General features: G+C 42.3%; 12 protein-coding genes and 1 pseudogene. All 13 read left to right on the top strand.

All coding sequences use genetic code 11. The features are described 5' to 3' along the window. Positions 1-59 precede the first annotated feature (59 nt). The 13 genes and pseudogenes from QUD05_RS02050 (at position 60) to QUD05_RS01990 (ending at position 14796) form a co-directional block, all read left to right on the top strand. The gene (locus QUD05_RS02050) at positions 60-617 is read left to right on the top strand and encodes a DUF192 domain-containing protein (protein ID WP_289794712.1); all 558 of its coding nucleotides are present in this window, start codon (positions 60-62) and stop codon (positions 615-617) included. 399 nt (positions 618-1016) lie between these two features. Continuing rightward, positions 1017-1613: a hypothetical protein gene (locus QUD05_RS02045; RefSeq protein WP_289794711.1), complete on the top strand. Its 597-nt coding sequence runs from the start codon at positions 1017-1019 to the stop codon at positions 1611-1613. A 92-nt stretch (positions 1614-1705) separates the two neighbouring features. Continuing rightward, positions 1706-2041, top strand: a complete 336-nt coding sequence (locus tag QUD05_RS02040) for a hypothetical protein (RefSeq protein WP_094351880.1) — start codon at positions 1706-1708, stop codon at positions 2039-2041. A gap of 38 nt (positions 2042-2079) precedes the next feature. Then, positions 2080-4908: a putative type IV secretion/conjugal transfer ATPase gene (locus QUD05_RS02035; protein ID WP_289794710.1), complete on the top strand. Its 2829-nt coding sequence runs from the start codon at positions 2080-2082 to the stop codon at positions 4906-4908. A gap of 113 nt (positions 4909-5021) precedes the next feature. After that, positions 5022-5753, top strand: a complete 732-nt coding sequence (locus QUD05_RS02030) for a hypothetical protein (RefSeq protein ID WP_289794709.1) — start codon at positions 5022-5024, stop codon at positions 5751-5753. 69 nt (positions 5754-5822) lie between these two features. Further along, the gene (locus tag QUD05_RS02025; protein ID WP_289794708.1) at positions 5823-6974 is read left to right on the top strand and encodes a hypothetical protein; all 1152 of its coding nucleotides are present in this window, start codon (positions 5823-5825) and stop codon (positions 6972-6974) included. A 23-nt stretch (positions 6975-6997) separates the two neighbouring features. Next, positions 6998-7108: pseudogene (locus tag QUD05_RS02020) on the top strand (four helix bundle protein); the annotation flags it as partial. Then, on the top strand, positions 7107-7892 hold the full coding sequence (locus tag QUD05_RS02015; protein WP_094345814.1) for a hypothetical protein: 786 nt from the start codon (positions 7107-7109) through the stop codon (positions 7890-7892). The pseudogene QUD05_RS02020 and the gene QUD05_RS02015, both read left to right, overlap by 2 nt. A 17-nt stretch (positions 7893-7909) precedes the next feature. Beyond that, positions 7910-9754 (top strand): TrbI/VirB10 family protein, encoded by a 1845-nt coding sequence (locus tag QUD05_RS02010; RefSeq protein ID WP_289794707.1) that lies wholly within the window; start codon positions 7910-7912, stop codon positions 9752-9754. Next, the gene (locus QUD05_RS02005) at positions 9751-10584 is read left to right on the top strand and encodes a hypothetical protein (protein ID WP_289794706.1); all 834 of its coding nucleotides are present in this window, start codon (positions 9751-9753) and stop codon (positions 10582-10584) included. Before QUD05_RS02010 ends, QUD05_RS02005 begins: the two co-directional genes overlap by 4 nt. A gap of 17 nt (positions 10585-10601) precedes the next feature. Beyond that, the gene (locus QUD05_RS02000) at positions 10602-12014 is read left to right on the top strand and encodes a hypothetical protein (RefSeq protein WP_289794705.1); all 1413 of its coding nucleotides are present in this window, start codon (positions 10602-10604) and stop codon (positions 12012-12014) included. 139 nt (positions 12015-12153) lie between these two features. After that, complete coding sequence (locus tag QUD05_RS01995) at positions 12154-13920, top strand: type IV secretory system conjugative DNA transfer family protein (RefSeq protein ID WP_289794735.1); 1767 nt, start codon at positions 12154-12156, stop codon at positions 13918-13920. Between the two features lie 450 nt (positions 13921-14370). Next, positions 14371-14796 (top strand): hypothetical protein, encoded by a 426-nt coding sequence (locus QUD05_RS01990; protein ID WP_289794704.1) that lies wholly within the window; start codon positions 14371-14373, stop codon positions 14794-14796. Positions 14797-14850 lie beyond the last annotated feature (54 nt).

Genomic DNA, 14850 nt, shown 5'->3' with positions numbered 1-14850 from the left:
TCAAAAGTTCATAATGCCTGCCATTTCTAACCACTCTACTACTTTATTTATCTAAGATTATGGAAGTCACAAGACAAACCGCTCAAACCAACATTCAAACTAAACAAGCACAAAATCCAGAAAAAAGCCTGTTTTTCAAAATTCTCAATATCGTTGGGCCAATTGCTGGTTTTACTGCTGCTCTCTCACCCCTACCACTATACTTTTGGACTCGCCAGCCCCAGTATCTACCTATTGGTGCAACCTTTACCAGTAATAATCAGACAGTTCAACTTGAACTAGCAGACGATAGAAAAGAATATGCCCACGGACTCAAATTCCGTGACTCGATTCCCGAAAATCACGGAATGCTATTTGTCCTCAAAAAACCTGAAAAAGTTAAACTTTGGATGCAGGATACGTATATTCCTTTAGATATGATATTTCTCCAAGACGGAGTTATAAAATCAATCGTAGAGGCGGCTCCTCCCTGCAAAACAAAAACCTGTCCTAAGTACGATTCCATCTATCCTGTTAACCAAGTTATCGAACTACCTGCTAACAGTACCAAAACCCTCAACCTCAAAGTGGGTAAAAAGATCCATCTCGACTTCAACCCAAATCAAACGCAGAATTAGTTGACGGACAATTTATTTCACTCGGTAAATTAACGGTAAACACCGTAATTACACTACCTCATATATCAATTACTGACCCCCGATATAGACTATATCGGGGGTCAAACATTATGAAATAAACCACTGATTTAAATGTTGAAAGTTGTCAATGCAATTTTTCTAATTTTTTACTAATGATTTACTGAAAATCATAGTGTTTAAAAATGGAAAATTCTTAGATGCTTTTACGGATATTAGTCTCATAAAATAGGTTTACAAGCGAGAAGTTGGAGCAGAGATTTGCTCCAATCCAAACTATGTACTAGGAGCAGACTCCGCCAACGGAATAAAGCAGTAATTCAGTCGTAATTACCCCTACAAAGTTTCATCCAGTAATTTACGAAATCATCTACTTTTTTTATGAGAACAGACTACGAATCTAATTTTAGCAATGACCGCATTCCTTCCTACGAAGAATACGGATACCCCGCTCCCACCCGTCGCCGTCGCAATTGGAAAGAAAACGCCAGCATCGCCGGACTAATGGCAGTTGGTACTGGCTTGATGATTGCAGATATCTCCATTCATCACATGGTAATGGCATCGCTGGCTTTTGGAACTGGTATTGTAGCGTTACTACCCAAGGAAGCAAACTTGCTACTTTCCAACTTCGAGAAATGGCAGCGCAAGTATGGCATCAATATCTATACCGTCTTGTTCTGCTTAGTAGGTGTAATATTTATGTTGGATATGGCCGCTGCACCCGCAAACGCGCAGTTCATGCAAAACGCAGAGGACTTTTTCACAGAGTATTTTACAGGTGTTGACGCAGACATCATCAAATACGTATTCGCAGTACTGCGCGGTTTGTTCTTAATTTACCTTGGTATTGGTCTAATCCGGGTCGTTCAATCAGCCAGAAACGACGAGGATTGGCAAACAATCGCCCGTACACCAATTATCGTTGCCCTCACAGTTGTAGTCGGAGACTTGCTTGCAGGACTGGTAACAGGCTGATACCAAGTCTTCAAAAAAGCCACCACGAGTGGCACTTGTGGAATTGTGCCACTCATCAAGATTTCAAAAGCTGACTTTTGCCTTTCGTAATAATGACAAGAGTTCGGGAATTTCGTACAGTCAACCGTGTATTAGGAGACCAACCACGTCTCGGGCCATTCCCCGCCGACCAAATTGTTCCCTGGAGTGCGATCGCTCTCATCTCCTACATGGTAGTCAAGGGTTTTATGCAAGCTTCTTGGCTTGCAACCGGAATTGTAACCGCCTGGGGATGGGCAACCTGGTGGACAGTAAGTTCCAACAAAGCCTTTTTCGGTAAGTTTGTCGGCACGCCCCGCATCACCCGTGGTTACAAACCTTTTGTCTCCCTCGTTAATCCTCTACAACCTCAACCCAAGAAAAAGCGCAAGCTGAAAAAACGCAGATAAAGCTTCTGAATTAATACCAGCGAACAAAACTACAGGCTATGAGTTCGACCACCTCAACGAAAATAAAGCACAAAATTGGTAAAAAATCTCTCGATACCGAACAATTAGGTGTTGTCAAAAACCTGACACCCTTTGAAGATATTACCCATTTAGCCGGGATTGCAAGTATCTCGCTTGCTGGTCGTAGAGATATCGGCGCACTCATCCTCCAGAAAAAAGAAGACATTCAAATCAAGTTTTGCTTCGACGTACAGGGAATTCACCCGTCTTTACCCGAAGAACAGATTATCCCCATTTTTGAAAATATTGAGGGCGGACTCAAAGAACTTCCCGAACGAGAAACCTTGACAATTCATCTTGGTTCGTTCACTGATGACTTTCTCCGGCAGCAGGAACTAAAAAAGATAGAGGATAAATGCGATCTAGAGCAATTAACTTTATTAGTGCGATCGGAACGTCTACGAGCAAGAGAACTCACTGAAGCAGGAACCCGTAAAAACAAGTTCTTACGCTTCTGGTGTACCTATAGTGTCCTAGCTTCTGAAGACAGTCGCTCAAATGATGCGATTGAAAAAACTATCAAACAGTTGCAGAACGCCTGGTTCCAATTTACTGGACAAATCCACGGTGTTCGGCAAGAACGAATCGAAACAATTTTACGGGATAGTTTTACTTCTGGGTTTCAACGGTGGGAACAACTTTTTACTAACTCAATGGGGCTTTCAGTACGAGCAGTCACAAGTGAGGAAGTATGGTCAATTCTTTGGAGTCAGTTTAACCGTAGCGATGCACCCAAAGTTCCCAATCCCCTCATATTAGATGAAGAGGGGCTTCGAGAAGTTCAAACCAGCGATTTCCATATTCGCCACCTGATGCTGGAGAATGAGAAATCTGTCCCTTTTCTCGATCGCAGTTGGGTAAGACTGCAAGACAAGTATATCGGCGTTCTCCAGTTTAGCGAAAAGCCCCAAGGCTGGGTAGACGAATACGCCCAGCTTCGATACCTCTGGGAGGTAATATCCAAAGAAAAAATCTCTGACACTGAGATTATCTGCCAGCTATCTAAAGCTAACCAGGGACTTGCCAAAACTGCCCTTCAACGAATTACCAAACAGTCAATTACCTCCAGCGCGATGTCTTCTGAGAAGGGATCAATTGACGTAAAAGCCAATATGAACATCGAGGAGGCAGTTAAGGCACAAGAAACTATCCTCAGAGGCAGTCTCCCGATCCATACTGCCGTTGTTTTTTGTGTTCATCGTCACAGTCGTCAAAAACTTGATGAGGCTTGCCAATACCTTTCTAGCTGTTTCTTACGACCTGCCGTAGTTGATAGAGAAATCGAGTATGCCTGGAAAACATGGTTACAATGTGTACCTATTGTCTGGGAAAACCTACTTACAAGACCCTTTAACCGTCGCCTCCCCTATTTCTCATCAGAAGTTCCCGGACTCATGCCGATAGTTAGAACGGCTACGGGAGATAAATCTGGGTTTGAGCTAATCGCTGAAGAGGGAGGAACTCCAGTACATCTCGACTTGTACAAGCAGCACAAAAATCTCGCCATTTTCGGTACTACCCGTGCAGGTAAATCTGTCTTAGTAGCAGGTCTATTAACACCTGCCTTGGCTCAAGACATTCCCGTAATTGCACTTGATTATCCCAAACCCGATGGTACTAGTACGTTTACCGACTATACCAAATTTATGGGAGAAGAAGGGGCATATTTTGATATTAGTAAAGAATCCAATAATCTATTTGAATTACCTGATTTAAGGGGGTATGAGCCGGAACTTATTAAGGAAAGGATGACTGATTTCAAGGAATTCTTGAAATCCACATTAATGATAATGGTACTTGGGACAAATCCTGTCGGGGTAAGTCCGACAATGATATCAAATATCGAAAGTATCATTACAATCACAATTGAAACTTTCTACAACGATGAAGATATCAAACTTCGATATAAACTTGCACTAGAAAATGGATTAGGAACACCTGAATGGGCAGATATTCCAACACTTAAAGATTTCTATAATTATTGTTCGCCTGGGTTTATCAAACTTGATTCCATCACCAATAATAGTAAAGAAATTCTTGATGCTCTTGACCAAATCAGATTGCGATTAAAGTTTTGGCTGAACTCACGAGTTGGACAATCAATCGCCAATCCATCTAGCTTTAAAACTGATGCGCGACTACTGGTATTCGCACTGCGATCGCTTGGGAGTGAAGCTGATGCAGCAGTCCTTGCCCTTAGCGCCTATTCCGCAGCATTACGTAGAGCTTTATCATCCAAAGTATCAATATTTTTCTTAGACGAAGCGCCGATTTTATTCAGTTTTGACAGCATAGCCGAGTTAATTGGTAGACTCTGTGCCAACGGAGCAAAAGCAGGTATACGTGTAATTTTATCTGCCCAAGAACCAGAAAGTATTTTCCAAAGTAAGTCTGCCTCCAAAATATTTGCTAACATCACAACCCGCCTTATCGGGCGTATTCAAACATCAGCTGTTGACCCATTTGTTAACAGGTTTAAATATCCTTATGAAATTATTTCGCGTAATAGTACCGAAGCATTCTTTCCAAAACGCGAAAATATTTATTCACAGTGGTTACTTGACGATAATGGCAAACTTACTTTCTGTAGGTATTATCCTGCTTATTGCTTACTTGCAGCTGTAGCAAATAACCCGAATGAGCAAGAATTACGCACTCTATTTCTCAATAAATATGCCGATAACCCAATGCTGGGTATGGTGAGATTTTCTGAGGCATACATACAAATGCTTCGGGGAGATGAGTTAAGCCAAGAAGCACAACAATTACTGGATAACAATAACAATAAGCAATTAAAGTCAGCATAAATTATATAAGACAAACTAACAAATAATCTGGACTGGGAAAAAGAAGAATAAATAAATCATAAAAAAGTGGCTTAACTTTAATTGCCACATTGGTTATTTTATCCACAAAAAGTATGAAGCAAAAGTTCAAGTTTACTAAGAAAGGGGTAATAATCGGGTCAATCATTGGTCTGGTTACTTTACTCGGTACAGCACCCAGTTATGCCTTTTCAATTGACGATTTTTTCAAGGTTTTAGGCAAATTCAATAACTATTTTGAGGAAACCAAAAACGAACTCACCGCAGCAGCTAATGAATGGGGTGGGATGAAAGGCGAAGCTAAAACTGCTATTCAGACTGGCAGTATGGATATGCCAGATCCAGTAAATTCAGCCGAAAAGCTCAAAGAGCAACTCAAGGAAAAGGGTAACTGGAATGAAAGTAACACAGTTGAAGGTGCTGTAGGTGCAGCTAACGAACTGGAGAGAGAAACCACCCGCGCCACAATCGAAAGCGTCTTAGGGGAACTTGGTCAGGAACGTACCAAAAATGAAATAGAAGCAACTGAACAAACTGTAGCCGAGGCCAAAGAACTCGCGGAATCTGCACAATCAATGGATGCTTCACAAAACATTCTCAAGGTAATTGCTGCCCAAAACTCGCAAATTGTCTCAATGTTGGGGCAATCTCGCACCGACGGACTGCAAGCACGGCACGATGTCCAGCAAACTAACCTGATGCTAAGTCAACTTGCCGAACAGGTGGCAAGCGATCGCCGTCGTCAAAACCTGATGATGGACGGTATCAGCGCCCAGTACATCGAAATCAGCGGATTTAGCAGTCTCAAAACTACTGCTGGGCAATAATTCACCCTAATTAGTTGGTCATCTCTGCAATTGAGATGGCCAAACCTTCACGCCTGTTAACCAAGTGCTATGTTAGAACACCTCATAATTGCAACCGACCCATTTTTTGGACAAGACATCTTAGAAAATGCCGCCGCTGGAGCGCAATTAGTAGCTGAAGGTTTCAATGAACTTTGGCAAGAAACCCTCAACGGTAGCTTGTATGGCTCAATGTGCAAAGTTGGTCAGTTTTTTGCGATCGCCACACTTACCCTTTTTATGGTTGAGTTAGGCAAAAACTGGATAAATCAAGAAGATATGAAAGCTCTCTCCAGTTGGATATGGCCCATCCTGGTTATCGGGCTACTAGCTAACAATGGCACTTTGCTCAGAAGTGGAACACTCGCCATACGAGGATACATTAATACTGTCAATAGTGACATTCTTGAATTTACTGCTGCCGGAGCCAACCTAGAAGTAGCATTCAACCGCGCAGTCGGCAATATTGCCCTCCAGCAGCAAGTAGGGGCAGCAATGGAAAGATGCCGCTCAATCCCTGGTAACACGCAAGATTCAATCACCTGCTTGCAACAAGCAGAAGCAGAACTCAAAACCTCTGCGCCCGATCTATTCAAAGGAGAAGCCCCCGATAGCGGTAGTTGGGAGTTTAACCCACTTCAGGCTTTATCTGATGCCAAAGATGCGCTCGACGACCTCTCCCCCGGTCAAATTGCCGAAAAGATTGGTAATTCTATCACCAGTACAATCGGCTCAATGATCACCGGATTTGTTGCAGTCATCCTCCTCGCCCTAAATAACGCTTACCAGTGGGGTATCGAATTCACGATGCTGTTAACTGCCCTGCTTGGGCCATTGGCAATAGGCGGTTCACTACTCCCCTTTGGCGCAAAACCTATTTTCGCTTGGCTAACTGGTTATTTCACCGTTGGAATGGCAAAACTTTGCTTCAACATGATTATTGGTTTGTGCGGACAACTTATTGCTAATTCCGAACAAAACCAACCGATGATATTTCTCCTTTTTGTCGGATTGGTTTCTCCTATCCTTTCATCTGCATTAGCCGCAGGTGGTGGAATAGCTGTTTGGACAGGATTAGGTAAAACAGTAGCATTTGGATCTGAAATTGCAGCAGGAATCGCTACTGGTGGAGCAAGTACAACTGCTACGGTTGCTGTCAATGCCACCAAATTTTTTAGTTCCAAAATTAAAGTTAAAAAGTAATTAGTCAGAATTCAGGAGTCAGAATTCAGGAGTCAGCTAAGACATTTCAAGATTTGATAGTTTGGCAAAAAGCACATCAGTTTGTTTTATTAGTATATCAATTTATCAGTAAGTTCCCTAAATCGGAAATATATGCTTAAACCTAAGTCTAAATCTCAACCAGCCCGCCTTCTCAGTTACGGTCAATCTACCTCTACACCTATTGCAATGGCAATCACCATAACAGCAGGAGGAACTATCTTATCTATCCTATTGCAAATTGTAAATATTGGTATGAGTTCTAGTACAAATCGTCATGTCAAAGGCATGACGGTTGTTCAACTCCAAGATGGCTCTATTTCACCTGGTAAATTTGCTGCTCCCAACGAACGCGAAGACGAAACTATCAAACGCTTTATCTCAGATAGCATGATTAAAATGTTTGGTTGGAACGGAATAATCGAAGCAACAGAGAATGGCGAAAACGTTACCAAACCCGATAAAGGAATAGATGTTCAAACAACAAAAAATAGTAGAAAAAGAATTCCGACTAGAGCTTGGGAAGCTGCATTTGCACTATCTGAAAATCAAGATTTTCGGGCAAACTTCCTCAAAAAATTAGCAGAAATTGTCCCAAATGGTGTATTTAACGGTGAAGTTCAAGTCTCACTCGTCACCCGCCATATCTCTGAACCCAGAAAAATCAAGGATGGAAAGTGGGAGGTTGATTATATCGGCACGCTTGTAAGCTTTGATAGAAATGAAAATCAAGGTAAAGGAATCGCCTTTAACAAAACAATTACTGTCGAAGCTATCGATACTCCCAAGTTACCAGCCAAGCCAACTGAACTTGATAAAAAAATTTATTTAGTACGAGAGCCAGGTTTAGAAATTACTCAAATTGTTGATTATAATCTCGGCAAAAAAGAAAATAATTAGTAATTAGATCCCAAAATATGTTACAGCTACAAGATGAGGCTTCAAATAAGCATGAATTATCTTCCGTAGATAGTCTTTTACCAATTGAGAGTAAAGATATAAAACCTGTAGAAAATGAACTGGAGGGTTCACAATATGAGGTAGCTGAAGAAGATGAACTGGAAGTAGAAGACCCCGCATTAATACAAACTAAACACGATTTTGTCACATCCCCCTGGTCAAGATTAGGAATTATTGGTGGTGCATTCGGTGCTGGGTTCCTAGTTATATTTGTTGTCCTCAACGGCATGATGAATGGGGGTGGTAAAAATGCCAAAAAACCAGAAGTAACCCCTACCCCCACTCCCACGGTTGCCGCATCTGAGAAAAAAGATGGGGATGTTTATGCCAAGCTTGCCCTTGCCAAGCAACAGGAAGAACTTGATGCACTAAATGGTAAAGGCAAGACGGAAGATAAAGAAGAGAAAAAGGAAAGTACTGAAGAAGAACAATCTAAAAACAAAGAGAAAACACGCTCTATTCCACAACGAAGGGTAGTCGCTCAAGGAACTCCTCCTACTTCTAGAAGACGTGTATACCGAGAAGAAGCACCCGAAACTGTTAGACCAAGACGTAGAGAAGTCGCCTCACAGCCAATAGCACCCCTGCGTCCTAGCGCTCCTCTGCCAAAATTTGCCAAACAAATAGTTGCCAGCAACCAGAGTGTCGCCAAAGACCCAATAGCCGAACTCGAACGCCTGCGTAGCCTGGGTTCGGTTGGTCGGGTTGATTATATGTTAGCCAGTACCACTGTAAGTGAACCTACAAGCACAACAGCAGAAGAAGTTACAGCTAAAACTGAAGAAACATTACGCCCAGCAGAACAAAATACCAGTCGTTCCCGTCGCCGCCGTAACCGCCGCAGCGAGAATACCGAAACAGTTACTAACACTCCCAGTCAAATTGAAGAACTGCGCCCGCGCTGGGAACCTGTAACCACAAACGACAGTACTCCAGAGTATAGCAATACTGGTGACAAAGAGGACAATCAAGCCGTACCAGTTATTTATAGCTTCTTGGTAAAAGAACCACAAACTAGCTCAGAACTTGGCAAAGAAAAAACCTTAGAATCCAGTTTTGCTGGTAATAAAGAAAACAACCCCACTCAGCAAGTCGAACGACTTGCAAATAACTACTTGCCAGAAGAAGCACAGATACTTCAAGAAACACAACCACAGTATCTAGTTGTCGGTTCGTTTGCAAGTGCAACTCTCGTAACTCCGCTCGTTATGCCCCAAATCAGCAATAACGGTCGTTCCCAGGAGCAGACAAATACGTTACGGTTTGTCGCCCAGTTGAACGAGCCGCTTTACAGCAATACTGGCGAAATAGCCATTCCAGCAGGAACACAGGTAACTATCGCCATGATTTCGGTTGATAGCACATCAGGCGTGCGTGCCGAAGTCACGGCTATTCTTAAAGATGGAACTGAATACTCCATATCACCCGGAACGATATCAGTCCTGGGAGAGGCAGGTTCCCCCCTAGCCGCCAGACCCTACGACGACAAGGGATCTGAAATTGCTAAGTATGATGCCACTTTGGGGACAATAGCTGGTCTTGCCAAGGTAGGGGAAATTATCAACCAGCCGGATGAAGAAGTCACAGAAGATTTGCCTTTAGGTGGGACAAGAACCCGCAGCCGCAATAACAACCGCAACCTGGGAGCTGCTTTCCTTGAAGGTGCCTTTGGCAAACTTGGCGAAACAGTCAGCAAGCGGACAGAACGTGCCACCGACGAAATCAACCGCCGTCCCAATGTCTGGTATGTGCCTAAAGACACCAAAATTACAATCAAAGTCGATAGGTCAATCAAGCTGTGAAACTCAGATATATAGCCGACTTTAGTTTAATGATGCCCTGCGCGATCGCCTTTGGCGGATGCCTCACCATTGCCTCCGTGTTTGCACCAAACCAACTTGTACTAGCAAATACTATCCGTCAAGTTGCAGCGTCCCAGGTGTCAGGGGAAAATGCCCAATTGCAGACAGTTAAGGTCTGGCCCGGACATGGGGTATCAATATCGTTCTACAACACCCGAGAAGTCATCAAGAAAATCTGGCTGGATGACCCATCTAGGTTTGTTTTTGATGTAGACGGATGTCTTGAAGGCTTGGGTAAGTGTTCTAGCAACAGTACGGGCGCAGGACTAATTCACATTCGCCGCATAGAGACAGTCAAAATCCCCGGTTTACCACAAGCTTCTTACGGGGGGCACATGACAGTAATTACCGAATCTGGGTCAACAAGGAAAAGCTATCACTTTCGGATTGTAGCGGGCAGTGGCACACCAGAGTACAGCCAAATTGAAATTATTAGCGATACTCCCAGCAAACCTGAAGAAGTAAAACCAAAGGTTAGTTACACCGCATTATCTGATAGCAGACATATCGCTAAAGGAATGCAAGTTGCCCTTAAAAATCAGTGGGTTACTACAGATAGCAAGCTTTGGAAGCGTCTGAACCAACTTGTGGAGTTGCGATCGCAAGGAGAGGAACTTGTTGTCGCCGCCAGCACTACCGGAGTATCAATGCAGTTGGTTGAAAAACTCATGGTGCTAGGTGGAAAGCGCTTCTTAGAAATACCGCCACAGCCCAATAACACTCCCATAACACCAAATACAGGTAAAACAAACTTTCTCTTGAATCAATAATTTTTAAATAACCAGTGATGTATAACGAAAATTTGACCTCCAACAACCAAATTTTAGATATCACAACCGAGGTAACTGCGATTGTACCAGTGAGAGCTGCAAGTCAGGAAACCACTCACAAAAAAACCAACCGAGCGCTTGAGTATCGGATGGAAAAATTTAATAACTTACGCTACCTGATGGTAGCAGGACTTATTGCAGGACTTGCCCTACACGGGTTAATCCGGTTTGGAGGTAGCTACAATATCGGCAGTCTCCTATTCGGTGAGAAAGCAGTAGCTCAAACAGTTCCATCGAAGTATTCAAATTTGAACACTTCGATAAATAAAACAAAACAAACCAAACAGCCACAGCCCGTCGCAACTAAATACGTCAACGGTGCGCCTACTCCTGACTGGAGCAGTATCACGTTCAAAAATATGAAATTCGGCGGTGCTGGCAGCGTCGAATTCCCTAATATTAAAAACCCTGGTATGAAAGAGACACGCACCTGGAGTACTAGACAAAGCCTTGCCGAAGTCATGGAACTGGGCGATTTTGAAGCAACTGAGTTCAATATTGAAGATTTTACGCTTGAAGATATCGCCAGCATCACAGGAATTAACCTCAAAAATCTCAACCTGTCAGATTTTGAGACACTAGAGTGGCAAACACTCGAAGACCTCGCCGAAGCAATTCCCAAGCTTGAAGATTCAGAAGTTGGAGCCATCCCACCAATTCAAGAACTAGTGACCAAAGTTACAGGCAGCACCGCAAGCTACCAAACTGTTGGTGAAGTGCTAGACAATTATCCCGAACTGGGAGAAGTGGAACTTGGCAAGTATGTCAAACTTGATAAGTATAAACTAACCAGCATCCCCGGTATTCAGGATGCACAGCTAAAGGACTTCACTAACTGGCAAAACACAACAATTAGTAAGGTTCCGGGATTAGCTGATGTACCGTTTGATCAGTTCCCCAGTGTTCCCATCCCCGATGTTAGCTTTATCGGCAAAGTAGACTTACCCCTCGGTTCGCTTGAAAGCGGACGCTGGAAGTCAATAAGCGGTAGCTATCAAGCTGGATTTAATGTCCCGTGTGAGAAAAAGTGCGGTCACATCGAAGTTTCGGGTAGTGAGACTATCGTTGGCGCACAATGGATGTCTGGTAAAGACCAAAACGTTAAAGGCGGATTCGGCATCTTGGGCAGCCTCAACGGTGGGAAAGAACCCACAGGTCGTCATCCCTTTGGAAAATCATTTAAACAAGTCATCTGGGATATTAACGAAGCTGACGGCAGTATCACCACCGCGATGTTCTTCCGTATTTGCAAGCGGGGATGGGTTGACTTGGGCTGCTCGCCCTACTTCATTGGTCCTGTTCCCTTCTTCACCTACCGCGAAATAGACCCAATTATTCTTGGTACACCTCTCACAGTTCCTAAAAAGTAAAAAGGCAATCATAGAAGAATTTATCCTCTTTAATTTTTGACTTGGAGAGGACATACCAGATAACTAATGAAGAAATATGCAACTTCACTTCATCGCATATTTCTTCGATTTCCTCATTGCAAAATTAGCACAGATTAATATGAATAATTATCTGTTTGTAACTGCTAAAACTAAGACAGTTAAAGAAGTAAAAGCTACTCATAAAAATAGCAATCCTGACTTTAGTAAATATACAGATAAGCTCATGTCACCTCAAGGTTTGGCACTTGCGGGTGGAATTGGCTTATTGTTGCTTTTACAGCTTTTTAGTAATGGTAAAAAAGGCAAGCTTGCTACTAGCTATTGGGGTGGAGCAAAGGAAACCGCCCAAGCTAAGAAAAAAGCCTTGAAGCAAATCGTCGCTCCTAAATGTGATAGTGCCAGTTTATATATTGGAGTACACAAATACAAGGGTCAAAAATCACCCAAGGGGAGTGGGGGAGTTCCAGTTTATGTACCCGATGTCCAACGCGGAACTGCTGTAATTGGCGCACCTGGTAGCGGTAAATCATTCTCGGCTATCAACCCGATGATTTACTCAGCAATTGACCAAGGCTTTGGTATAGTACTATACGACTTCAAGTATGCAAGTCTTGCCAAAATCGCCAGTTATGCCAAATCAAAGGGGTATGACGTACACATCTTCGCACCGGGATTTCCCGAATCGGAGGTATGTAATCCCATCGATTTCTTGCGCGATTCCTCTGATGCTGAGACTGCACGGCAGTTAGCTACGGTTATTAACAAGAACTTCCGCCTGTTGGGTAATGCGTCTGAGGACGCATTCTTTGCCTCTGCGGGCGACCAGTTGACGCAGGCTATTTTAATGCTAACTAAAGAGTTTGGCGAACGCGCTGATATTATGACGGCTGCGGCAATACTTTCCAGCGAGAAGATGGTCGAACGCTTGATGGCAGCAGCACTAAACCCCTGGATTAAGATAGCTTTTGGTCAATTATTTAGCTCAGCTGGCTCCGAAAAAACCGTGGCGGGTATCGCTGGTAGCGCTTCATTGATGTTCACCCGGTTCATGGCAAGGGGTACATTGGGATGCTTTGTCGGTAAAACAACCCTCCCCCTGGAGGTAAAACGCAAACAGATGATTATCTTCGGGTTAGACCGCGAACGCCGCGATGCTGTCAGCCCCCTGATGACCAGCATTCTCCACATGGTAGTTTCCCGCAGTATCGCCAAAAAACGCAAGGAAGATGGCCCATTAGTAGTATGTCTTGACGAGTTGCCAAGTATCTTCCTTCCAGATTTATTTAAATGGCTTAACGAATCTCGTTCCGAAGGATTCTGCGGTATCCTGGGTTGGCAAAACATGGATCAGCTTGAAAAGATTTATGGTAGGGAAATCTCTAAAGCCATCCTCGGTGCGTGCGGCACAAAATTTGTTTTTAATCCTGGTGAAGAAGAATCAGCACGACTATTTTCTGCATATTTAGGTGAAGAGGAAATTAAATATAAACAAAAATCTCGCTCAACTGGAGGGGGTAGGGCTAGCACGTCTATCAGTGAGCAAGAACGGACTCGGAAGCTGTTCGAGCCTGCCCAATTCCTCAAATTACCACCTGGTAAATGTCTACTTATTAACCCTGCTTACAGTAATAAAAATGAGGGTTCAGTACCAATATTAAAAAATATCAAAATTCCGAAATATATTATCGGACTCGAACAAGAAAACGATACTAAGTGGGATAAAGTCATTAAGGAGCTTGCTAGGAAAAGTACCCAGAAAAAACCCACACAAGAAGATTTAGATTTGCGAGTCAAGGAAGTAGATCGGAAGTTTCCTATCCCACAAGCACCCATACAAGCAGGCAATGCACCGTTACCTGTTGATGCATACAAGAGCTTTTTCTAAAAATGATACAATGTAGCGTCAAAGACGAAAATATCACTCAGACAAAAATAATTAAGTTAATAAATAATTATCACCAAAAAGGTCAATTAATTAGTTCACATCAAGTAAATAGCAAGAATGCACATTCAATTATTAGCTCTTTTGAGGAACAGTTTATCCTCCGACCAAGAGTGAAACTTCATGGGCTACATAGACAGATCGTAATCGATAAAATTGAAATTGAAATAAATGCTAACAACTATGGTGAATTAATCAAACATCATGTAAATTTAATTGGTTTTGAACAACAACAATATGTTGCATATCTACTTCCTTATCCAAGAGTAAACATACATATTATTTTCAACCGTGCCACAGGAAGCCAAGGAAACTTAATTGACATTAGTTTCCCTCAATATAGTATGTGGAATTCAGAATATAAAGTTAAACTCTCTTACGAGGCAATTATCAATGAATATTACAGAGCAGAAAAACAACAACTTGAGTATAGAAGAGATATTGAACGGAAAGTTAGACGACTTATTGAATATTCTGAAAAAGTCACAAACTACGACCTACAACTCGACAACGCTATTAATAGAATTAACCAAATTCTTAGAAAAATGGCATAAAACTTGTGAGGATATTAATGTACAGCACCAACAAATCAATCAAGAAATATTTATAGCAAAAGAAAAACTAACATTAATGGAAGTTAAAATATCCAGACTAGATGACAAGCTAGAAGCAATGTTAAAAATTATTGCTAACCAAAGCGAACAACTAAGCGAAATAAATCAAAATTTCAAAAATAGCCAAATAGAACTAAGTCAAAACAAACATCAAAATGTAAATTCAACCTCTCTATCACTTGAAGAGGTTAAATTTTTTATTTAATAAAACTACCTCAGCTTCAGTTCGATTCCATAAAAAATTACCCATTTTAAAGTA

This window comes from Nostoc sp. GT001 (genome assembly GCF_030382115.1).
GTDB lineage: Bacteria > Cyanobacteriota > Cyanobacteriia > Cyanobacteriales > Nostocaceae > Nostoc.
This window is presented reverse-complemented; position numbering and strand designations above follow the sequence as displayed.